We start from the raw sequence: 21,216 nt of genomic DNA, 5'->3' as shown, positions 1-21,216 counted from the left end.
GGGCGTTTCCTGGAACGCTGCGCAATGTCATCATCGAACCCCTCAAGGTGAAGTACCCTGGGTGGGTTCGAGTATTCGCGCGCAGGACCGCGGGCAGCCGCGGTCCTGGTTATGTGGTCCGGGAGAGCAAGGCGATGGCCAGCACCGTCACCTCGCGCCGGAAGCAGCTCGGGAACGAGCTCCGGCATGCCCGCAACGCCGCGCGGATGACACAGCAGCAGGTCGCCGAGGTTCTCGGCTGCACCCAGGGCAAGGTCAACAAGATCGAGTCCGGTGCCGTCGGGGTCAAGCTCGGGGATGTGCGATCCATGCTGAACGCGTTCGGGATCAACGGCGACGAGGCCGACACGTTGATGAACCTGGCCCGCGCCGCGGCCGGGCAGCGCGGCCACTGGTCCGGCTACCGATCCGTGGTGCCGCACTGGTTCCGCACCTTCACCGACCTCGAACCCGCGGCCGCGGAGATCCTCACCTGGCACGGCGAGCGCATCCCCGGCCCGTTGCAGTCCGAGCACTACATGCTCAAGCAGTTCACCGAAGCGGGCGCCACCGACGTGACCTCACTGGTCCGCAACCGGCTGGACCGCAAGGCCGTCTTCGAACAGCAGCAGCCGCCCTACTACCGGTTCATCATCAGCGAAGGCGCCTTGCGCCGCGCTCCCGGCGGCTCCGCCCCGGCGGTGATGCTGGATCAGGTCGAGCATCTGCTGGCGCTGGACAGGCATCCGCGCGTGTATGTGCACGTGTTGCCGTTCGGCGCGCGGCTCGCCGCGGTGCCCAACGACTTCACCATCATGCGTTTTCCCGATCGCACCAGGGATTTCGTCTACATCGAACATTCCGCGGGCGGGTTGTACCTCGACGACGTCAAGGACTTCAACATCTTCGTCGACTCTTGGGACCGGCTGCGCGGCGCCGCGCTGGAGCGCCAGGAGACCAGGCAGTTCCTCAAGGAACTCGCCGAGCTGTACAGAACCCAGATGCAATCCTGAGATGGACCCGCGATTCCTGCCCGACGGCGTGGATCTCGAGCGGCCCAACGCCGCCCGGATCTACGACTGGGCGCTCGGCGGAACCGCGAACTGGGCGGTGGACAGGGAATTCGGCGAACAGCTGGTCAAGACCTTCCCGCTCATCCGCTCGCTCGCCAGGGCCAACCGCGCCTTCCTCGGCCGCGCGGTGCGGCATTGCGCCGAGCACGGGGTGAACCAGTTCCTCGACCTCGGGTCCGGCGTGCCGACGGTCGGCAACGTCCACGAGATCGCCGACGACGTCGACGGCGACAGCCGGTGCGTGTACGTCGACAACGAACCGGTCGCCGTGGCGCACGCCAGGATCCTGCTGGAGAAGAACGGGAATCCCGCCAGGCACGCGGTGCTCGGCGGCGACCTGCGCGACGCGGACGACATCTGGGAACGCGCCATCGACACCGGCGTGCTCGATCCGGCGAAACCGGTGGCCCTGCTCACCGTCGCGGTCCTGCATTTCGTGCCGGACCCCGGGCTCCCCGACGTCATCGCGCGATACCGGCGCCTGCTGCCCGCGGGCTCCTTCTATGTCCTGTCCCACGTCACGATGTCCGGCGTGGAAGGTGACGAGCTGGACCAGGTCCAGCGCGTCGTGAAGCAGTACGAGCAGTCGAGCACGCCCGCGTCCTTTCGCGACAAGGAAGAGATCCTCGGTTTCTTCGGCGATTTCGACCTCGTGGCACCGGGTCTGGTCCCGGTCGGCGCATGGCGGCTGGACGACCCCCACTCGCCTGCGCTTAACTGCGCCATCGGCGGGGTCGCCCGCAAACCCGGTTTCTGACGAGGTGTGACGGTATGACGACGCAGCAGGACCCCGAAGTTCCCGAAGGTGTCGATCTCGAACGGCCCAACGTGGCCAGGGTGTACGACTGGTTCCTCGGCGGTTCGGCCAACTGGGCCATCGACCGCGAGTTCGGCACGCAGGTGCTGAAGCAGTTCCCGGAGGTCAAGACGTTCGCCCGCGTCGGCCGCGACTTCCTCGGCCGCGGCGTGGGTTACCTGGCCCGTCAGGGGATCACGCAGTTCCTCGACATCGGCTCAGGCGTGCCCACCGTCGGCAACGTCCACCAGATCGCGAGCGCGATCAACCCCGATTCGCGGGTCGTGTACGTGGACATCGAGCCGGTCGCCGTCGCGCATTCCCAGCTGCTGCTGGAACGGGAGGGGTTGCTCGGGCGGCACGCGGTCCTGCAGGGCGACGTGCGGGATCCCGCCGACATCTGGAAACGCGCCCTCGAGACCGGGGTGATCGACCCGCGGCAGCCGATCGGGCTGGTGCTGGTCGGCCTGCTGTACTTCCTCGGCCCGGAGGAGCCCGTGCACGAGATGGTCCAGCGGTACCTCGATTTCCTGCCGTCGGGTTCGTACTTCCTGTCCTCGCATCTGACCGAGGACGGCGTCACCCGCAAGGAAGGCGACAACCGGGAGAACGTCCAGGAGCTGTACAAGAAGACGAGCGCGCCGTTCCATCTGCGGTCCCGCGCGGAGTTCGCCGCGTTCTTCGACGGGCTGGAGATGGTGGAGCCGGGCATCGACTGGATGGCCACCTGGCATCTCGACGAAGCGGATTCCCGGGCGAGCGACCGGTTCGCGGACGACCCGACCTTCACCGGCGGACTCGGCGGGCTGGGCCGCAAGCCCTGAGTGTCTGTAGGTGAACCCGCGTCCGCGATCGACGTCGGCAGGACGTGACCTGGTCTTTCAGGTTACGAAGGTGGTGAAGGGCGCCCTGCCACCGCGATAGCGGGGCCTTCGGCCGGGCGGGTTCACGTCTATGGCCACTTTCCGGACGAAACCTCAGCTCCGCCAACAGGCCCTGAGCGGTCAGGCCCGGCCGGTCAGATGCCCGATCAGGGGCGTCAGCTCGAACTGACCTTCGAGCGGCCGGCCGGTCCTGATCAGGTCTCGGTGCGCGCCGGGCGCGTCGACTTCGGAGTTCCACGGCGGCTGTTTGCGCAGCGGGGCCTGGATGAGGCTGAACCCGAACCGCTGACGCAGTTCGAGCCCGATGGTGCGGTGGTGCTTCGCCGAGGCCAGGCGTTCGTCCTCACGGCGGAACAGCAGCGTGGTGAGACGGACGGCCATGGCGGTCACACCCCCCGGCTCGGACGCGGCAACCGCGCCTGGTCGGCCGAACCGGCGAGGCCGAGGCAACGCTCACAGGGCATCCCCGAACCGACGGGTACCCATTCCAAGTGGTCGTACGGCATCGCGGCGCCGCAGCGGGCGTGCAGGAACTCGGGGTGCGAACCCCCGGTGTGCAAATCGAAGAGATGCGCGGAGCGGCGGCTTTCGCCCGCCGTCCCGGCCATGAGCCTGCCGACGGCGAGTACCGTCGCCGGCATGGTGTCCTGAATGATCACGCTGATCCTCCCCCACGAGGTCGGCGGTGGGTGGTCATGCGCCGCGGGGTGGGTGTCCCCGCCGGTCACCTGCCGTCGGTGGCCTGCCGGAACGGCGAAACTCCCTGCTGACGCACCCGGTGACGTCCGTCGCCGGGATGTCCGCGTACTGCGAGCGAATCACCAACAACCGAGCCCCGGCCGCTGCGATTAATCCTACTCCTGGAATAATCTTCATGTCGAGGGTGGGCGGAGTTGATCACCCACTTGGCCGTGCGGGATAGTCCCGTTGAGGCAGGGAGAAGCCGGGACGGTGACGGTTCGCGCAGGTCGCGGCCCGCACCCCCGACCGACGTTCGGAGGTACGACCAATGGCCGATTATCCATCGGCGGTGGATTACGATCCGACCACGGCCGTGTCGCTGTTCGACGACTCCGCGTGGGAGAAATCCTTCGCGAGTGAGCCCAACGGGGGGAACTGCGTCGAGGTCAATCTCGGCAGGGAAGGCCTGGTGGGGGTCCGTGACACCAAGCTGGCCCAAAGTCCCGTCTTCGTCTTCGATTCCGGTGAGTGGAACGCCTTCCTCGAGGCGGTCAAGGCCGGACAGTTCGATTTGAGCCCATGACGAAAGGCTCGCGTGCCCATCGGGACACGCGAGCCATCCGACCTTCGGTCACTTCGAGTCACACCGTGGCGGGGAGCCCGTTCCCGCGCAGCCTGGATTTCGTTCTGCGCCAGGCGACGGCGATCAGGACGGCGAGGACGATCAGCGGGATCAGGCTGATCGACCAGCTCACCGCCATCGGCGGACCCGGCTGTTCGAGCACCGCCAGATCCCGCAGTTCTCCCGTGCCCTTGCCCGCGGGGCCCTCGATCTCGAACCGGAACGTCCACGAGCCCTGTGTCTGCAGGGCACGGATGTCCAGCCCCCACACCTCCAGTTTCCGCGGATGCTTCGCGAGCGGCTGCGGACGCCCCAGCCGCCCGGTCTCCGGATTGACGAACGCGAGCGTCCCCGACTTGCCGGCGATCCCGTCGTCCGGGATGAACGTGAAGTCCAGCGATTGCATGGCGCGCAAGGGCCACGTGCTGAATCCGACCGTCATCCCGTACGGACCGACCTGGACCCGTTCGGTGTGGACGATGTTCACCGGTTCGTAGGCGTTCGCCGTGGGCGTGGTCGCGAACAGCAGACCGATCACCGCCGCCAGGGCCAGCAGTGTCTTACGCATGCGCGTTGTCCCCCTTCGCCGGGGCCAGCAGCCCCAGCATCCCGCCGAAACGCCACCCGGCGAACCCGCCGAGCAGCCCGGCCACCGCGCCGGCGGCGGCCGTCGCGAACACGACCGCCCACGGCATCCGGTCGGCGCCGTAGACGATCGCGTTCTGGATCGGCATGCTCGCGCCGACCAGGAGGCCGCCGATCGCGCCCGCCGGCACCGAAACGCGGCCCGCGGACCAGCCGCGTCGCGAAAGCAGATATACCGCCTCGAGCACGGCCGCGATGGGCAGCAGCGCCATCGGCATCATCGAGGGCATCGCGGGAACGCCGTCGATGTAGTCGCGCATGGGCAGACCGACGGCTCCCGCGTACGCCTCCGCGGCCCAGGGCGAGAACCACCACGTGATCGCCTGGATGACCGCCAGTGCCGCGGCGACCCGGACCGCGCCGCCGGGCCGTGCCCAGAATCCGGCGCCCGCCGAGACCAGCAGCACCGAAAGCAGCGCGATGCCGACGGAGACGACGTCGAGCCCGTCGACGTCGATCTGCTGCAGTCCCAGCACGGTCACCGTGCTGAACGCGATCAGCACACCGAGGCTGCCGACCACGCCGACGGTGCCCCAGCGGTGTTCCCGAGCGGCCGCGAACACCATGACCGTGCCGATGATGCTCAGCGTGATCGACAGCAGCAGCCCGATGTGCGGCGGCGAGTCGATCACCGCGTCGAAGCCGTAGAGGCCGTGCCACCACTGGTCCCACAGGCCGTACAGCAGGAACATCGCCGCGCCCGCACCGGTCACCAGGTAGCCGGCCGGTGCGGCGAAGACCTTGCCGAAGACATTGATCGCGCGGCCGCCGACCCTGGCATCGACCGGGCGGCCTGCCCGGCGCGCCGCCGTGGTCATCAGCACGACCGCGAGGCTCGCGAGCCCGGAGATCGCGCTGCCCGAATACAGGAACAGGTGCGGCATCGTGAAGAAAGTGTCCGGACCGACATCGCCGTGCCATTGGATGTCCCAGGTCAGCCCGATCAGCGAGATCACCGATCCGGCCAGCACCGTGCCCGCCGGTACGAGACCGGTGCGTTCACTTCGCGCCACCGAGACGGCCCTCGCTCCTCCCGCGGTGAGTTCCATACCCCCGACCTCTCTCTTTACTTGACCAGCAAAGGAAAAACGTGCTGCGTGGCGCCGGACGGCCCGCGCAGTGAAACGGTGATCTCCCATTGCCCCGACATCGGCAGCAGGACGTCGCCGGTGCGGAACCGGCCAGGCCCCTCCGCGATCGCGGGCGAAGGGGCGAGCGCGTGCCCCATCTGCGGCATCACGGGTTCGAGGGTGACGACGTCCGGCGTGGCGCCCGTGACGGTCAGCGCGAAGACATTCTCGCCTTGGTGCGGATCTTCGACCGACAGCTGCACCGTGTACGGGCCCTGTGTCGAGCGCTGGACCTGCGCGCCGCCGCTGCTCGGCCAGACCAGCCAGGCCACGATCGCCACCACGAGCACCGAGACGACGGAAATCAGCAGGACGGGCTTGCGTCTGTCCACGGTGGAACTCATTGCGGTACCCCTTCCTGCGGGACCTCGATCTGCAGGGGCACGGTCAGCACCGTGTAGTCGCGTTCGGCCTGCAACCAGATCCGGTACTTGCCGGGCGCGGAGAAGGTGTAGGTGAACGGGACGTCGGGGCCGTACGCGGCGACGGTCTCATCCGGCTTCCCCGGCATACCAGGGGATTGCGGGATCATCGAGTGCACATGGGCCCAGGTCGGCGCGGCAGCGGCATCCGCGCCGACCCGGCTGTCGTCGGTGATCGGGCCGACGACGATCAGGTGGCCGAGCATCCCCAGCCAGGGTTGAAGATCCGCTTTGCCGAACCGCGCGGTGATCGTGGTCGGCTTTCCCGGTTTGACCTCGACGTCGACCAGGTTTCCTTGCACGACTCGCTTTCCTGCTCCGGCGGGAACGGGTTCGGCGGCGGAATCCTTTCCGGCCGCGACATCCAGCGTGGTGCGGGCCAGTTGCACGCCGCCGCCTCGCCGGGCGAGTTCCGCGGCGACGGCGTAGGTCCCGGCCTCGGGCGGGGTGAACTTCACCCGGTAGTCACCGGGGCCGACCCGCACCGGATGCAGATGCCACAGCCTGCCTGTCGGCGAGATGACGACGAGATGGATCAAGGCGTTGTCGTGCACCAAAAGGTCGTCGACGGGGCGGCCGGTCGCGCCGTCGGCGACGGCGATCCGGACCTCGGCGAGACCGCCGGATCGCGCGTTCGGCGAGTGCGCGGCCAGATTCACCGGCGGCCGGGAGAAGTCCACAGTGGACATCTGCGCGTTCGCATACGGGTCCCGGATGTTGTCGATCGTCGGGTCCAGCGCGGTACCGGGCGCGGGCGGCGGCGGGGTGGACGCGGAGAGCATCGCGCCGGTGATCGCGACCGCGAGCGCGGCGACCATCCCGCCGGCGGGGATCAGCGCGAGCTGTGGCCGCTTGCCCCGCAGCGCGACGACGAGGCCGAGCACCAGGAACACGCCCGCGGCGACAAAACCGCCGAAGGTGGCCTTCTCCCACGGCGGGATGACCCTGGCCGGGACGATGAACGGGATCGACGCGGTGTCCGTCCCGTCGTCGAGGCCGAGCTCCCACGGCCCCGGCTGGTCCACCCGCAGCTGCGCCGCGTGGGCGCCGGGTTTCCCGTCCAGGCGGATCGTGGTTTCGGAAAACGTCGTCCCGGCGGCCGACGCGCGCAGTTTCAGTGTTCCCGGCGCGCTTCCGGTGTGCGTGACGACGTCGACGTGCAGCGGCCCGGGCGCGATGTCCATCCGCCGCAGGATGACCGTGAGATCGCGGGTGCCGAGCGTCTGCGCGACTTGGACGTCCGCGCCGCTCGACACGCCGTCCGCCTGGGCCGTGCCGCCCAGCAGAAAGGACGCCAGCGCGCAGAGCGCGAGTACACGGGCGATGACCAACAGCGTCGTGCGCCGCCCCCTCGGTGAATTCCCCATCCCGGTTGAAGTTAACGACGATGGTCCGGGAAAACGTCACGGTGCGGGGTGAACCGGGGTCCCCCGTAAAGGGGACGGCGTCCCTTACTCCGGTGGGGCAGGGCAGGGGGAATTCCCCCAGGTGACCCGGCCCCCAATACGGAACTCGCGTGCTTGACCCCGGAACTCGCGTGCTTGGAGCCGGAACTCGCGAGTTCCGGCTCCAAGCTCGCGAGTTACGTCCCGAAGCACGCGAGTCACGTGTTCCCGCCCAGGTACCGGTAGGCGCGTGGATGCGCCCGGAACCAGACATTGAGCCTGCCGATCCGTCGCACGAGCGAAGACCGCAACGGCACCGGCACCAGCCCGCCGGCCAGCCGCACCACCGTGCGGAACCGGTCGAACCGGCGCTGGTCCCGGTCCGTCCACTGTAGACCGAGGCGATCCCGCAGCGCGGGCGGCAGCGTGGCGCGGATGACGAACATCTGCCCTTGGTGTTGCCGCCGCTGCAAGCGCACCCACCGATTGTCGGGCAGCCATCGCCACGGTTTCTTCACCGTGCGGATCGTTTCGAACAACGTCGAGATCGTCTCGTTCGGGCCGAAACCGTCGATCATTTCCGCGTAGTACCGCTCGAATTCCGGCCACGTCGGCGGCATGTCCTGCTCGCGCAGACCGAGGAGCCGTCCGACGTCGCACATCTGCGCGTAGTACTCGTCCAGTTCGGACGGGGTCATCGGGGTGCCGTAGAACCGTTGTGTGTCAACGGGAACCATGACGAGCGTGGCGTGCACCCAGGCGTACGCGCGCGGGTTGAGCGCGCTGTAACGGTGACCGTCGTCGACGCCGGTGAACGACCGGTGCAGCTCGCGCAGCCGGTCCGCCTCGTAGCGCGCGCCCTCGGGGCCGCCGTAGATGTAGATGGACAGCGACGCGGCCGTGCGCATGAGCCGGGTCCACGGATCTTCGACGTAGTCGGAATGATCCCGCACCCCGGCCGCGACGACCGGATGCGCGACTTGCAGCACCAGCACCTGGCCCGCCAGCAGCCCGGCCCGGAAGTCGCCGAAGTACCGCCACGCCGCCGTCCCCTTGACGATCGGCGGACCGCTCATGACGCGCCGCGGACGAGCATCATCAACGACTGCGCCACCCCGACGCCGTCGTCGCCCGTGGCCAGCCTGCGCAACTGGAGGCCGGCGATCAGCGCGACGACCGGGCCGGTCAGCCGCTCGGGGGACGGCACGCCGAGCGTTTTCAGGATCACCAGCGCCAGCTCGTCGTAGGCGGCGAAACACCGGGCGGCCGCGTCCTGGAGCCCGGGGTCGCGCGCGGCTTGCAGGTACAGCTCGTGCGCGCCGAGTTCGTCGGTGCCGAAGGGCAGCTGCGCGATGACCTGCTCCACCACCGACGCGGCCTGCTCGACACTCAAGCCCTGTTCGCGGTACGCGTCTACGAACCCGGTCAGCTTCGTGGTCTCTTCTTCGACGAACAGCAGCATCGCCTCGCGCAGCAACGCCGTCTGGCTGGGGAAATGGTAGGTCAGCGTGCCGAGCGAGACCTCGGCCTGCCGGGCGATCCGGCGGTTGGTCAGCCCGCCGACGCCCTGTTCCCCGACCACCTTGAGCGCGGCGTGGAGAATGGCTTCGCGGGTGTTCACCAAGCGGTCTCGGGTTTGCGGTCCTGCCACCGTTCGACCTCTTCCAGTTGCGCGGCCAGCGAGATCAGCCGTTCCTCGGCGTGCGAGGGGCCGAGCAGTTGCCCGCCGAGCGGCAGTCCTTCCCGGCTCAGTCCGGCGGGGACATTGACGCCCGGCCAGCCCAGCACGTTCCACGGCCAAGCGTAGGGGCACGCGGCGATCATGGCCTGGTCGGTCTGCCAGCCGGAGAGCGCGTCGAAGCTGCCGATCCGCGGTGGCGGCGTGGCCGTGGTCGGCGTGAGGACGACGTCCACCCGGCCGAACACCGAGCCGATCTGCCGTTGCAGCGATGGTTCCGTGGCGCGGGCGAGCCGCAGCGCCGGTCCGGCCAGCACCGAGCCCTGGCGGGCGTTGGCGCGCGTGCGCGGGTCGAGCCGCGCCTGGTCCGGCACGCGACGGGACCAGTCGCGCACGCCGACGAGCGAACGCGGCAGGAAGGTGAGGCCGATCAGCCGGTAGTCGGGTTCGATCTCGACGATCTCGTGGCCGAGTTCGGCGAACCGCTCCGCGAGCCGGACGACGGCCGCGTGCGCTTGCGGATCGAGCCGGGTTTTCGTTGCCGTGAAAGGGATCCTGGTGGAGAGCCCGATTCGCAGGCGGCCCGGTTCACGGCGGGCGGCCGCCTGGAACGCGGTGCCGGTCCCGGCGGCGACGTCGAGCAGCAGGGCCGCGTCGGCGACGGTGCGCGCGAGCGGGCCGACCACGGTCAGCCCGTGGAAGAGTTCGCGTTCGGTCGGGACGCGGCCGCGCTGCGGTTTGATCCCGACCAGATCGGTCCACGCGGCCGGGATCCGGATCGACCCGGCCCCGTCGGAACCCAGCGCGGCGGCGATCACCCCCGACGCGATGGCCGCCGCCGCGCCGCCGGAGGAACCGCCCGGGGTGCGCTCGGTGTCCCACGGATTGCGGGTCGCGCCGAACGCCGGGCCTTCGGTGAACGGCCACTGGCCGAGTTCCGGGGTGTTGGTCTTGCCGATGAGCACCGCGCCCGCCTCGCGGAGCGCGGCGACAGGCGGGGAGTCCGCCGTCGCGGCGGCGAAGTCGCCTTCGCAGCCGAACGCCGTCGGCAGGCCGGTGACGTCGAGGTCGTCCTTGATGGCGGTGGGGACGCCGAGCAGGGGAGCGGTCTCGCCGGCGGCGAGACGTCGGTCGGCTTCCTCCGCCTCGCGAAGGGCTTCTTCGGCGCGAAGGCATTTGAAGGCGTTGAGAACGGGCTGACTCGCTTCGGCCCGCTCCAGCGCTTGACGGGTGAGTTCGACGGAAGTGACCGCGCCACTGGCGAGCAGCGAGGCCTGTTCGGCCAGGCCGGTGAACGCGAGGTCCGGTTTCGAGGTGGTCATGATTCCCCCTGCGCGTCTCGTTCGTTCAAACGAACGATACCACCGGGTAGCTTCGGTGTGGTTACGTGACTTTCATGAACTTCGATCGCTTCCCCCGCGTCGACCTCGGCGGCTACCCCACGCCGCTGCATCCCGCACCGCGGCTGGGCGAGGCCCTCGGCCTGCCGAACCTGCTGCTCAAACGGGATGACGTGCATCCGCTCGGGGTGGGTGGGAACAAACTGCGCAAACTCGAGTTCCTGCTCGGCGCGGCGATCGAAAAGGGCGCCGACACGGTGATCACGTTCGGCGCGCTTCAGACCAACCACGGCCGCCAGACCGCCGCGGCCTGCGCGAAGCTCGGATTGCGATGCGAGCTCGTGCTGACGGCGAAGGTCCCCCGCGAAGGCGACGCGTACGAACGGTCCGGCAACGTCTCCCTCGATCATCTCTTCGGTGCGAACGTGCACATCTGCCGCGACGGCGAGGAGACCGGCAGGACCTACGAGCGGCTGATCACCGAGGCCGCGGCCGAGGGCCGCGAGGTGGCCACGTTCCCGGTCGGCGGTTCCGACGGCGTCGGGGCGCTCGGGTACGTCGCGGCCGCGCGGGAGATCGCCGGGCAGCTCGGTGAGCTGGGCATCACCAAGGCGCGGCTGGTCGCCCCGCACGCCAGTGGCGGGACCTCCGCCGGGCTCATCGTCGGAACGGCGGACATCGATTGGCTGACGCTGGACATCGCCTGCGTCAGCCATCCGGTCGACGAGGCCCTCGACAACCTGGCCGACCTCACCATCGCGGCCTCCGTGCTGCTCGGGAGCGAGCCGCCGTCACTCGACGGCCTGCGCATCGACGACCGCACGATCGGTCCCGGTTATGGGATCCCGACCGCCGGGACGTGGGACGCGGTGCGGCTTTTCGGCCGCACGGAAGGGATCGCGCTCGATCCCGTGTACACCGGCAAAGTGGGCGCCGCGCTGATCGAGTGGGCCGCCGAAGGCCATTTCGCGCCCGGCGAGCACGTTGTCTTCCTGCACACGGGCGGTCTGCCCGGCCTCTACGGTTACGCCCCCGAATTCGCCGACGCGGTGCGCCGCTGACGCGACCTTCAGCATCCCGGCGATCAGGATCACGTGCGCCACCAGCGAAACCCGCTGCATGACGCCGACCGGCGCGATGTCGGTCAGTGTCATGAAGAACGGGATGTCGGACAGGCGCACGAAGATGAAGCTGAGCCCGAAGACGATCAACCCGGCGGCGCTTCCCCACGCCAGGCGGCCGACCAGCTTGGCCGCGGGCGTGCCGCGCAGGTTGTCGCGCAGGGTGAACCCGGCGGCGGGCAGGCTGAGGAACGCGATGAGGCAGGCGTACAGGTGGATCTCGCCGCTGACCGGATCGGGGAATTCGGGGTAGCTCGCCGGGAAGATCGCGGCCGCCGCCAGCCCGAGTGACCACAGCACGAACAGCAGTTTCGTGGTGCGGCTGAGCGGGATCCCGGCCGCGGCCAGCGCGCCGAGCGCGGTGAGCGAGCCGATGGACAGGGAGAGCACGCTGGCGCCGAGCATGCCCGTGCCGCGATCGACGTAGGCGTAGCTGGACAGCGTGTCGAACACCGGATCGCGTGAGCTGATCAGGTGGAGCACGACCATGGTGAACAGTGCCCAGCCGATGGCCGCGCCCGACGCGATCAGCCAGGGCTTGGTCCGCGATCTCTCCCCAGGGAACGTCATGCGTCCAGCGTGCTCGCGCGGGCGCGGATTTCCGATCCGGGAAGCCCCCGGTTTTACCCTGGGGCTACCCCGAAGTCGACGAGTACCAGTAGCTGGTCATCGTGCCTTTTCGCGCGGGGCCAGCGCTCGCCGTCCGGGTCCTGTTTCTCCGCCGTGCGCACCGCGTCGAGGACGGCGTCCGGGCCACGCTCCCGGCTGATGGCGAGCACCTCGGGCCAGTCGAACAGGTCGTATTCGTCGACACCGATCGCGACGCCGTCCGTCGCCAGCAGCAGGGCGTCGACCTCCGAGCGCGGCCAGCTGCGGCGGATGGCTTCCGCGGCCGCCTTCGGTTCCGCCTCGGCGACCCAGAAGCCGCCCGGAGCGTTGCGTTTCGCGCGGACGTCGGCGCCGGTGCGGAGCTGGCCGCGTTCGCGCAGCGAGACGAGCCTGTCGTCGGTCAGCGGGTCGGTGCCGGAAGGCCCGAAGGCGATGATCGGGCTGTCCGCGAGTACCAGCCCGTCGACGGTGTCGTCCGTCCAGCGCGCGATCGCGACCGTGCTCGACGGCGATCGTCCCGGTTCGAGGCCCTCGCGGTGGGCGACGTCGGCGATCGACTCGGCCAGCAGCACCGCGAGATCGGCCTGGGGTTCCGCGCTCAAGGCCCGCGACAGGCTGTGCACGAGCAGACTCGCGTACCAGCCGCCGGACGGCAGATCCGGCCGCGGTGCGGTCGCCCCGTCGAGCACCACCACGGCGTTGCCGAGTACGGCGACATGGTCTTCGGTCGGGCGCGTCGCTCCGTCCGCGCCTACTCCGTCCCTTTCCGCCACTGCGATTTCGACCATGACCCGACCCTAACTGTCAACCGAGGTTGACGCGGACGAGATGTCAACGTAGGTTGACGTCATGACCGAAGCGACAGATCTGGCCGCGCGAGCCGGCGACCGCGATCCCCGCGTGGGATTGCGCGCCGTCGCCGCCTTGCGCCGGCTGTTGGAACAACTCGAAGCCGTGCAGGTCCGCAGCGCGCGGGTGCACGGCTGGTCCTGGCAGGAGATCGCGGCCGAGCTGGGGGTCAGCAGGCAAGCGGTGCACAAGAAGTACGGGAGGCACTGATGTTCGAACGCTTCACCACCGAAGCCCGCGAAGTCGTCGTCGGCGCCCAGCGCGTCGCGTCGGACGAGGTGTCCGGGAACGTCGACCCGCTGCATCTGCTGACGTCCCTCGCCCGGCACACCGGCGTGCTCACCGCACTGGGCTGCCCGGCGGACGAACTGGCCGACGACCTCCGCCGCGTCCGGCGGCGGGGCGGGATGAGCGACGCCGATGTCGAAGCCCTGAGCGGGTTCGGCATCGACGTCGAGCACATCGTCGAGCGGGTCGAGCAGCGCCACGGCCCCGGCGCGCTGACCGGTGGCCGTCGTGTGGGGCGCGGTCATCGGCCGTTCACGCCGGAGGCGAAGAAGGTACTGGAGAAGAGCCTTCGCGAAGCCATCGATGTCGGCAGCAAGCGCATCGAAGGCGAGCATCTGCTGCTCGCGCTGACCGCTGTCCCCGGTGTCGCGGCCGACGTGCTCGCGCAGCGGGGCATCGACTACCTCGCCGTCCGGCGGCTGCTTGAGCAACGGGAGGCCAGCTGAGGAGCGCCGCCGGCTCACGCGAGTCCCGGCGAGCGGCTAGCCGGCGGAGCGCTCTCGCCAGATGACGTACGGCAGGAAAGCCTGCGTCAGCGGTCCGATCGCGAGCGCGTAGAGGACCGTGCCGACACCCACGGTGCCGCCGAGCAGCCAGCCGGCGACCAGGACGGTGATCTCGATGAGCGTCCGGACGAGGCGGATCGACTTGCCCGTCCGGGCCGAGAGGCCGGTCATCAGCCCGTCGCGCGGGCCGGGGCCGAGTCGCGCGCCGACGTAGATCGCGGCGGCGAGGCCGTTGAACACGACCCCGGCGACGAGGTTGAAGATCTGCCAGCCGAGCACGTCCTGGTCCGGCAGGAAGACCCGCACGAGGTCGACGGTGAGCGAGATGACCACGACGTTGGCCGCGGTGCCGATACCGGGCCGCTGCCGCAGCGGGATCCACAGCAGCAGCACCAGGACCGAAGCGATCGCGGTGACCGTGCCGAACGAGAGACCGGTGATCTTCATCAGCCCTTCGTGGAGCACGTCCCACGGGTCAAGGCCGAGTCCCGACCTGGTCAGCATGGCCATACTGCCGCCGTAGAGGGCGAGTCCGCCGACGAGCTGGATCGAGCGTCGGGTGGTGTCCTGGGAGATGCCGACGGGCCTGAGGTCGAGTTTGAGTGCCACGGGTCCACCATCAGGGGTAAGTGGCTACCTTGACCATGACCAATCTGAAAGAATTGGCCTTATGGAACCGCTGATTCCGCTGACTGGACGCGTTTCAGGCACAAAATTGGCCCTTTTGCTGGGAAGTTGGCGGCAGAGTGGTTCTCGACACGGTGCCGCGGATCTCGCGGCGGCCGTCGAGCTGCTGGTCCTCGACGGCAGGCTCCCGCTCGGCACGAAGCTCCCGGCCGAACGGGAACTCGCCGACGCGCTGGAGGTCAGCCGCACGCTGATCGGCGCCGCGCTGGACAAGCTGCGGGCCGACGGCCTGGTCGCCAGCCGTCGCGGTGCGGGCTCGTGGATCGCTTCTCCCGGCGGCCGGGGCCGGGACGCGATCCTGCCGACCGGCGAGGACCTCATCGACCTCGCCCAGGCCTGCCCGCCCGCTGTCGCCGGCCTGGTCCCGGCCGTGGACGCCGCGCGGAAGGCGCTGGTCGACCACCTCGGCGAGAACGGCTACCAGGTGCGCGGCCTGCGGGTCCTGCGTGAGCGGATCGCCCGCCGCTACACCGAACGCGGGCTGACGACCAACGCCGATCAGGTGATGGTCACCAACGGCGCGCATCACGCGTTCGTGCAGGTGCTGCGGATGCTGGCCGGTCCGGGCGACCGGGTGCTGGTCGAGCAGCCGACGTACCCGAACTCGCTGGAGGCCATCGGCGCCGCGCACGCCATCCCGGTGCCGGTGCCCCTGGATCCGGCCACCGGCTGGGACATCGTCGGGATCGAGGCCGCCTTGCGGCAATCCTCGCCGAGGCTCGCGTATTTCGTCGCGGACTTCCAGAACCCGACCGGCCTGCGCATGGACGCGGACAGCCGTCAGCGCCTCGCGGCCGCGCTGAACCGCGCCCGGACCCCGGCGATCGTCGACGAGACGCTGGTCGAGCTGGACCTCGAAGGCGATCCGGCCGACGGGCCGCCGCCGCTGGGCGCGTACCTGGGCGACCTCGGCATCACGATCGGCTCGGCGTCCAAATCGCATTGGGCGGGCCTGCGGCTCGGCTGGATCCGCGCTTCCGAGGACGTCATCGGCAGGCTGATCGCGGCCCGGTTCGCCGTCGACCTGGGGTCGCCGGTCTTCGAGCAACTCGTCCTCGCCGAACTGCTCGACGACGGCGGGGCCGCGCTGGCGCACCGCCGTCAGGAGACGCTGGCGCTGCGGGACGCGTTGACCGGGGCACTGAACTGGTACTGCCCCGAGTGGACGTTCACCGTACCGCGCGGCGGGCTTTCGCTGTGGTGCCGTCTGCCGGAGCCGATGAGCACGCGGCTGGCCGTCGCCGCGGCGGGGCACGGAGTGCAGGTGGCGCCGGGCTCGCGGTTCGGTGTCCACGGTGGACTGGAGCGCTGGCTGCGGCTGCCGTACGCGCTTCCGGCCGAACGGCTTTTCGAGGCCGTGCGGCGGCTGGGCACGGCCGCCGCTTCGGTGGCCGCGACCCCCGCCACGGCCGCCCCGGCCACCGTCCAGGTCACCTGACTCTCCGCATTTCGTCCTCTGAATGCGGTACTTGCACGCGCAACTACCGCATTCAGAGGACGAAACGCGGGGCTGGAAACGGAAATAGCCGGTGCGCCGGCGGGGCGGCCGATGCTCCAGGGAGGGCATCGGCGCCGCGCGACCAGCGCACCGGCTATCCGGCCCGCCCCAAGGCCGAAACCTTGGGACGGGCACCGCGGCGGTTACCCGGCACAGCCCCTCGACGTGCCGGGAACCGCCCGCGGTTCAGGCGGGCTTCGAGCTTGACCGGCTCCTGCTCGGCGCGGTGAGCAGAAGCCCCCGAAGTCCACCCGGTGCTGGTCCCGGCGCCGCAGGGGCAGCGCGGCGCCGGGGCCGGGATCCGAACCGGCCGGGCGCGGTCGGCCGTTCGGGAAGACAAAGGGGATGCCTGAACGAGGGCAGGCGGAAAGCGGCTTGTGCCAGAGGAATCAGCGGACGTCGAAACCCGAAGTTGATCTTGGTTTGGACGAGGTTCTCCCCGGCGACCTGGTCAGGTCAGTCGGGGGAGGTGGCGGGAAGCGCGGCTTCCCTGCCGGTGCGCTCGCCTTCGTGGTCGCAGCCGGTGCCGATGAGCTTCAGCTGCGTGGCGGGCATGCCGGAGTCGAGCACGGCGAGCGGCCCGCGGCCGCCGCCGGTGTTGTCGTGCCCCGGCTGGGCGGTCGTCGTGGGCGCGATCGGAGCCACCGGGGAGTTCGGCAGGCCACCGCCGCCGCCGCTCGAGCCGCCGCCGTCCGGGGACGCGTGCGTGTCGGATTCGGCGGGCGCGGGCGGAGCGGGCTTGGCGTCGGTCTTGACCTGGACGGGCAGGGTGACGCGGTGGTTCTGGCTTGCCGTCGCCGGAGCGGGACTCTCGACGGGAACGACCGGGCGCGGGGCCGGAGTGGCAGGCGCGGGCACCTTCTCCGTGACGGCCTTGGCCGGGACGGCGATGGTGACCGAGCCGCTCGCCGACTCGCCGGAGCCGCCGCCGAAGACGGGGTCGAGCATGTCGCCGGTGCCCGGCAGGATCACCGGGGCGCCCGTGCCACAGCACGGTTCCGGCGTGATGATCGGCGCGACTACCTGGTCGCCGATTCCGTCGACGACCCCGCCGACGGTGTGGACGACGCCGCCGACCGTGTTCGTGACGACATTCAGCACGCCGCCGATGAGGCCGCCCAGTAAGCCATTGGACGCCTGGGTCTCTGCGGTTTTCGTGGCCGGTTCCGAAGAAGTACCCGCCTCTTCCTCCACAGTGGCCTCAGGCTCCTCGTGCACGACGGGAGCGGGCTCTTCCTGGGAGGATTCAGCGGTCTCAGTGGGTTTCGCGGTCTCGGTCGCGGTGGGGTCCGAAGTGGACTCCTGGGGAGTGGTCGTTTTCCCGGACCCGGTTTCGTCCGCGGGCTGGACCACGGAGGTCTCCGGCGTCACGGGTGCCTGTTCGTCGGCTGAAGCCGGGGTGCTCAGCACGGCGCCGAGGATCCAGCCGGTGAGCACAAGCCCGCCCGCGAAAAGGATTCGCTTCGGGGCGGTGAGGCCGCCACGGCGCACGACTGCCGTACCACTCACAGCAATCACCACCGTCCGCGCCTGAAACCCACGTTTCCCGCGTGAGTTCGATCTTGCTTGGGGTCTCTTCCGGCCAGGTCGCAGTTCCCCCGGGGCTGCACCAGTTTTAGCACCGGAGGGGAGTGTTTCACTTCAGCCGCCGTCGATCCAGCCCGTTAGGCGGAACGACGCAACCGGCTCCGGTGCCTGGAGTACCGGAGTTGATCACTCTCGGTATGTGCCCGGCGGCCATCCGGTGAGAGGTGGAACTACTCAAATCCTCGGTGACCTGACCTTTTCCGGATCCCTGCTGCGGTGCGTGCCGTCGAAGTCGCGTTCGGTGAGCGGCTCGGCGGACGCGAGCCGCCGGGAGGGAAGGGTCCGGGATGTGGGACGTGAACGCGCTGTCGGCGGCGGTGCTCAGGACGCTGAAGGCGTATCGGCTGAGCGAAGCCGACGCCAGGGACGTCTGTCAGGACGCGTGGCTGGAACTGCTTCGTGCGCCTGGCGCACTACGCGACGAAGCGAAGCTCGGTGCTTGGCTGACGACCACCGCGCGGCGCCGCGCGCTCCGGATGATCACCAGGACCAGGCGCGAAACGCCGCGCCCGCTGCCCGACGAGGAGACGACCCCGGAGGCCGAGGTCGTCCGTGCCGAACGTGATCGCGCGCTCTGGGCGGCGGTCGATCGCCTGCCGGACTCGCATCGGCGGATGATGCGGCTCCTCGCGTACCGGCCGGAGCTGTCCTACGCCCAGCTCGCGGGTGAGCTGGACATCAGTCCGGCCAGTGTGGGCAGGCTGCGAAGACGGTGTCTGGACCGGCTCAGACGGACGCTCGAAAAGAGCGGCTGGGCGTGAACATCGGACGAGTCACCGAAGTTTGCGCAATCGGGTGACCGCTTCGTCGATGACCTCGTTGCGTTTGCAGAACGCGAAACGCAGGAGGTGTTTCCACTCTTCCGGGTGATCGGTGAACACCTTTACGGGCACGGCCGCCACGCCCACCCGTTCGGGGAGCTCCCAGGCCAGTTCCGCGGCGTCGTCGAACCCGAGCGGCCGGACGTCGACGCAGACGAAGTACGTCCCGGCGGTCGGCCGGACCGCGAACCCGGCTTCCGCGAGCCCCGCCGAGAGCCGGTCCCGCTTGTCCTGGAGGCTCGTACGCAGGTCTTCGGCCCACGGCAGTTCGTGGTCCAGCGCGTGGGCGACGGCAGGCTGGAACGGGCCGCCCGAGACGAAGGTGATGAACTGCTTCGCCGCCTTCACCGCCGCGACCAGTTCGGGGCTCGCGCAGACCCAGCCGATCTTCCAGCCGGTGCAGTTGAACGTCTTGCCCGCGCTGGAGATCGAGACGGTCCGGTCGCGCATACCGGGAAAGGTCGCCAGCGGCAGGTGCTCGGCGTCGTCGAAGACCAGGTGCTCGTACACCTCGTCGGTGATCGCGATCAGATCGTGCGTCACGCAGAGCGCGGCGACGGCTTCCAGCTCGGCGCGGGTGAACACCGTGCCGGTCGGGTTGTGCGGCGAGTTGATCAGGATCGCCCTGGTCCGGTCGGTCACCGCGGCGCGCAGGCCCTCGATGTCCAGCGCGAACCGGCCGTCGCGTTCCACCAGGCCGACGACACGCCGCTCCGCGCCCGCCATGGCGACCGCGGCCGCGTACGAGTCGTAGTAGGGCTCGATGACGATGACCTCGTCACCCGCCTGCGTCAGCGCGATCAGCGACGCCGCGATGGCCTCGGTGGCGCCTGCGGTGACCAGGATCTCCGTGTCCGGGTCGTACGCGGTGCCGTACCGCAGCCGGTGCCGCGCGATCGCCGCGCGCAGTTCGGGACGCCCCGGTCCCGGCGGATACTGGTTCGCACCCCCGAACAGCGCGTTCTTGGCGGCGTCGAGCATTCCGGCGGGCCCGTCGGTGTCGGGGAAACCCTGGCCGAGGTTGACGGCTTCGTGACGGACGGCCAGTGCCGTCATCTCCGCGAAGATGGTCGACGTGAAGGGCTGGAGGCGGGGTACGAGGACAGGTTCGCGCACGATCAGCCATCCTCACGGACAATGGCGGTGTGGAGCAACTGACGCCCGCCAAGGTGACCCCAGCCGATCCGCCCGGTGGAACCGCCGCCGAGGAGGAGAAGCGCCGCGGCCTGCGCAAGATGAAGATGGTCGCGCTGTCGTTCCTGCTCGGCGCGACGGTGATCTTCCTGCTGACCAGCTGGGCCGAAGCCGCGGGCTGGCCGGCCTGGGTCGGCTACGTCCGCGCCGCCGCCGAAGCCGGGATGGTCGGCGCGCTCGCCGACTGGTTCGCGGTGACGGCGCTGTTCCGGCATCCGCTGCGGATCAAGATCCCGCACACCGCGATCATCCCGAACAAGAAGGACGCCCTTGGCAGCAGCCTCGGTGACTTCGTCGGCTCGAACTTCCTGTCCGAGTCCGTGATCCGCGAGAAGCTGAGCCGGGTCGCAGTCTCGAAGCGGCTCGGCGGCTGGCTTTCGCAGCCCGCCAACGCGGAGCGGGTGACGTCGGAGCTGGCCACCGTCGTGCGGGCGGCGGTCAAGGTGCTCCGCGACGAAGACGTCCAGGCGATCATGGAACAGGCCGTGGTCAAGCGGATCGTGGACAAGCCGTGGGGTCCTCCGCTCGGCAAGATCCTGGCCGGCGTGTTCGCCGACGGGGCGCACCACAAGCTGGTGGACCTGATGTGCGACCGCGCCTACGAATGGGTGCGGGACAACCACACGACGATGCTGCGCGTGGTCTCGGACCGGGCGCCGAGCTGGTCGCCGAAGTTCGTCGACGAGATGCTCGCGGACAAGGTCTACGGCGAGGTGCTGTCGTTCGTCTGGGCGGTGAAGACCGACGTCAACCACCCCATGCGGCTGGCGCTGGACAAGTTCCTCGGCGAGTTCGCCCAGGACCTGCAGACCGACCCCGAGGTGATGGCGCGCGCCGAGCAGGTCAAGTCCCAGATGCTGGGGCACGACGAGGTGCAGAAGCTGATCGGCTCGGCGTGGGCGACGGCGAAGGAGATGCTGCTCAACGCCGCCGAGGACCCGTCGAGCGAACTGCGGCGCCGTGTGCGCACCGGCCTCGAGACCCTCGGCGGGCGGCTGGTCTCCGACGACCACATCCGGTCCAAAGTGGACACCTGGGTGGAGGGCGCGGCGGCCTACGTGGTCACGCACTACTCCAAGGAGATCACCACGATCATCACCGACACCGTGGAGCGCTGGGACGCCGAGGAGACCTCGCGCAAGATCGAACTCCAGGTCGGCCGGGATCTGCAGTTCATCCGGATCAACGGCACGGTGGTCGGCGCGCTCGCCGGGCTGGTCATCTACGCGGTCGCGCAGCTGCTTTTCTGAGCCGCCGCGCTTATACCACACTCCGGAGGCCTCACCGGGAGTTGTCCACAGGAAGTGGAGTCATCCCCAGGGTTATCCACAGCTTTTCACGTTTTTGGCCTAACGGTGTGCACAACCCCTGGGGGTAACTCGGGGGTGGGTGACACCAGAAGTTGTGGTCGCGCGTCCCCG

Annotated in this window: 23 protein-coding genes and 1 pseudogene; 10 read left to right on the top strand and 14 right to left on the bottom strand. The window is 69.6% G+C overall.

The window, feature by feature from the left end:
- The first annotated feature begins 134 nt into the window (after positions 1-134).
- The 3 genes from AC069I_RS03880 to AC069I_RS03870 are packed head-to-tail and all read left to right on the top strand — an operon-like array spanning position 135 to position 2,672.
- Positions 135-992, top strand: coding sequence for a helix-turn-helix domain-containing protein (locus tag AC069I_RS03880; protein ID WP_478223574.1), 858 nt, complete (start codon positions 135-137; stop codon positions 990-992).
- Position 993: 1 nt separating this feature from the next.
- On the top strand, positions 994-1,809 hold the full coding sequence (locus AC069I_RS03875; RefSeq protein ID WP_478264788.1) for an SAM-dependent methyltransferase: 816 nt from the start codon (positions 994-996) through the stop codon (positions 1,807-1,809).
- 14 nt (positions 1,810-1,823) lie between these two features.
- Complete coding sequence (locus tag AC069I_RS03870) at positions 1,824-2,672, top strand: SAM-dependent methyltransferase (RefSeq protein WP_340686807.1); 849 nt, start codon at positions 1,824-1,826, stop codon at positions 2,670-2,672.
- A 180-nt stretch (positions 2,673-2,852) separates the two neighbouring features.
- Here the strand turns inward: AC069I_RS03870 and AC069I_RS03865 are convergent, their stop codons facing one another.
- Both AC069I_RS03865 and AC069I_RS03860 read right to left on the bottom strand, forming a co-directional pair.
- Positions 2,853-3,113, bottom strand: coding sequence for a hypothetical protein (locus AC069I_RS03865; RefSeq protein ID WP_478223572.1), 261 nt, complete (start codon positions 3,111-3,113; stop codon positions 2,853-2,855).
- Positions 3,114-3,118: 5 nt separating this feature from the next.
- On the bottom strand, positions 3,119-3,391 hold the full coding sequence (locus AC069I_RS03860) for a hypothetical protein (protein ID WP_034310462.1): 273 nt from the start codon (positions 3,389-3,391) through the stop codon (positions 3,119-3,121).
- Positions 3,392-3,741: 350 nt separating this feature from the next.
- On the opposite strand from AC069I_RS03860, the gene AC069I_RS03855 reads away from it, so the two are divergent.
- Positions 3,742-3,996, top strand: coding sequence for a DUF397 domain-containing protein (locus tag AC069I_RS03855; protein WP_478223571.1), 255 nt, complete (start codon positions 3,742-3,744; stop codon positions 3,994-3,996).
- 58 nt (positions 3,997-4,054) lie between these two features.
- Here the strand turns inward: AC069I_RS03855 and AC069I_RS03850 are convergent, their stop codons facing one another.
- From AC069I_RS03850 to AC069I_RS03820, 7 genes are all read right to left on the bottom strand, one after another.
- A complete protein-coding gene (locus AC069I_RS03850; RefSeq protein ID WP_478223570.1) occupies positions 4,055-4,603 on the bottom strand; it encodes a hypothetical protein in 549 nt (182 codons plus the stop codon).
- Positions 4,596-5,729 carry a hypothetical protein gene (locus AC069I_RS03845; protein ID WP_478223569.1) on the bottom strand — a complete coding sequence of 378 codons (1,134 nt, stop codon included), beginning with the start codon at positions 5,727-5,729 and terminating at the stop codon, positions 4,596-4,598. The genes AC069I_RS03850 and AC069I_RS03845 overlap by 8 nt, the downstream gene beginning before the upstream one ends.
- Before the next feature lie 17 nt (positions 5,730-5,746).
- Positions 5,747-6,154, bottom strand: a complete 408-nt coding sequence (locus AC069I_RS03840; protein ID WP_478223568.1) for a FixH family protein — start codon at positions 6,152-6,154, stop codon at positions 5,747-5,749.
- Positions 6,151-7,599 (bottom strand): hypothetical protein, encoded by a 1,449-nt coding sequence (locus AC069I_RS03835; RefSeq protein ID WP_478223567.1) that lies wholly within the window; start codon positions 7,597-7,599, stop codon positions 6,151-6,153. Before AC069I_RS03835 ends, AC069I_RS03840 begins: the two co-directional genes overlap by 4 nt.
- Positions 7,600-7,835: 236 nt before the next feature.
- Complete coding sequence (locus tag AC069I_RS03830; protein WP_478223566.1) at positions 7,836-8,693, bottom strand: oxygenase MpaB family protein; 858 nt, start codon at positions 8,691-8,693, stop codon at positions 7,836-7,838.
- Positions 8,690-9,238, bottom strand: coding sequence for a TetR/AcrR family transcriptional regulator (locus tag AC069I_RS03825; protein WP_478224421.1), 549 nt, complete (start codon positions 9,236-9,238; stop codon positions 8,690-8,692). The genes AC069I_RS03830 and AC069I_RS03825 overlap by 4 nt, the downstream gene beginning before the upstream one ends.
- On the bottom strand, positions 9,235-10,617 hold the full coding sequence (locus AC069I_RS03820; RefSeq protein ID WP_478223565.1) for an amidase: 1,383 nt from the start codon (positions 10,615-10,617) through the stop codon (positions 9,235-9,237). The genes AC069I_RS03825 and AC069I_RS03820 overlap by 4 nt, the downstream gene beginning before the upstream one ends.
- Positions 10,618-10,691: 74 nt before the next feature.
- On the opposite strand from AC069I_RS03820, the gene AC069I_RS03815 reads away from it, so the two are divergent.
- Positions 10,692-11,696: a D-cysteine desulfhydrase family protein gene (locus AC069I_RS03815; protein WP_478223564.1), complete on the top strand. Its 1,005-nt coding sequence runs from the start codon at positions 10,692-10,694 to the stop codon at positions 11,694-11,696.
- Between the two features lie 78 nt (positions 11,697-11,774).
- On the opposite strand, the pseudogene AC069I_RS03810 reads toward AC069I_RS03815, so the two are convergent.
- Together AC069I_RS03810 and AC069I_RS03805 are read right to left on the bottom strand one after the other, a co-directional pair.
- Positions 11,775-12,245 (bottom strand): annotated as a pseudogene (locus AC069I_RS03810) (DUF998 domain-containing protein); the annotation flags it as partial.
- Positions 12,246-12,379: 134 nt separating this feature from the next.
- Entirely contained in the window at positions 12,380-13,153 is a 774-nt protein-coding gene (locus tag AC069I_RS03805; RefSeq protein ID WP_478223563.1) for a protein phosphatase 2C domain-containing protein, read from the bottom strand.
- 61 nt (positions 13,154-13,214) lie between these two features.
- Between AC069I_RS03805 and AC069I_RS03800 the strand changes: the two genes are divergently transcribed.
- Both AC069I_RS03800 and AC069I_RS03795 read left to right on the top strand, forming a co-directional pair.
- Complete coding sequence (locus tag AC069I_RS03800) at positions 13,215-13,424, top strand: sigma factor-like helix-turn-helix DNA-binding protein (protein ID WP_004559389.1); 210 nt, start codon at positions 13,215-13,217, stop codon at positions 13,422-13,424.
- A complete protein-coding gene (locus AC069I_RS03795; protein ID WP_478223562.1) occupies positions 13,424-13,948 on the top strand; it encodes a Clp protease N-terminal domain-containing protein in 525 nt (174 codons plus the stop codon). Before AC069I_RS03800 ends, AC069I_RS03795 begins: the two co-directional genes overlap by 1 nt.
- A gap of 36 nt (positions 13,949-13,984) precedes the next feature.
- Here AC069I_RS03795 and yczE read toward each other — a convergent pair whose 3' ends face one another.
- A complete protein-coding gene (yczE, locus tag AC069I_RS03790; protein ID WP_478223561.1) occupies positions 13,985-14,617 on the bottom strand; it encodes a membrane protein YczE in 633 nt (210 codons plus the stop codon).
- Between the two features lie 61 nt (positions 14,618-14,678).
- On the opposite strand from yczE, the gene yczR reads away from it, so the two are divergent.
- Positions 14,679-16,133, top strand: a complete 1,455-nt coding sequence (gene yczR / locus AC069I_RS03785; protein ID WP_478223560.1) for a MocR-like transcription factor YczR — start codon at positions 14,679-14,681, stop codon at positions 16,131-16,133.
- Positions 16,134-16,649: 516 nt separating this feature from the next.
- Here yczR and AC069I_RS03780 read toward each other — a convergent pair.
- Positions 16,650-17,702, bottom strand: a complete 1,053-nt coding sequence (locus AC069I_RS03780) for a hypothetical protein (RefSeq protein ID WP_478223559.1) — start codon at positions 17,700-17,702, stop codon at positions 16,650-16,652.
- Between the two features lie 365 nt (positions 17,703-18,067).
- On the opposite strand from AC069I_RS03780, the gene AC069I_RS03775 reads away from it, so the two are divergent.
- The gene (locus AC069I_RS03775) at positions 18,068-18,541 is read left to right on the top strand and encodes a sigma-70 family RNA polymerase sigma factor (RefSeq protein ID WP_478223558.1); all 474 of its coding nucleotides are present in this window, start codon (positions 18,068-18,070) and stop codon (positions 18,539-18,541) included.
- A 12-nt stretch (positions 18,542-18,553) separates the two neighbouring features.
- On the opposite strand, the gene AC069I_RS03770 is transcribed toward AC069I_RS03775, so the two are convergent.
- Positions 18,554-19,717 (bottom strand): pyridoxal phosphate-dependent aminotransferase, encoded by a 1,164-nt coding sequence (locus tag AC069I_RS03770; protein ID WP_478223557.1) that lies wholly within the window; start codon positions 19,715-19,717, stop codon positions 18,554-18,556.
- A gap of 29 nt (positions 19,718-19,746) precedes the next feature.
- On the opposite strand from AC069I_RS03770, the gene AC069I_RS03765 reads away from it, so the two are divergent.
- Complete coding sequence (locus tag AC069I_RS03765) at positions 19,747-21,045, top strand: DUF445 domain-containing protein (RefSeq protein WP_478223556.1); 1,299 nt, start codon at positions 19,747-19,749, stop codon at positions 21,043-21,045.
- Positions 21,046-21,216 lie beyond the last annotated feature (171 nt).

The organism is Amycolatopsis sp. NPDC043885, from assembly GCF_056435685.1.
Note: the sequence above shows the minus strand (reverse complement) of the source record. Positions and strands in the feature narration are given on the sequence as shown.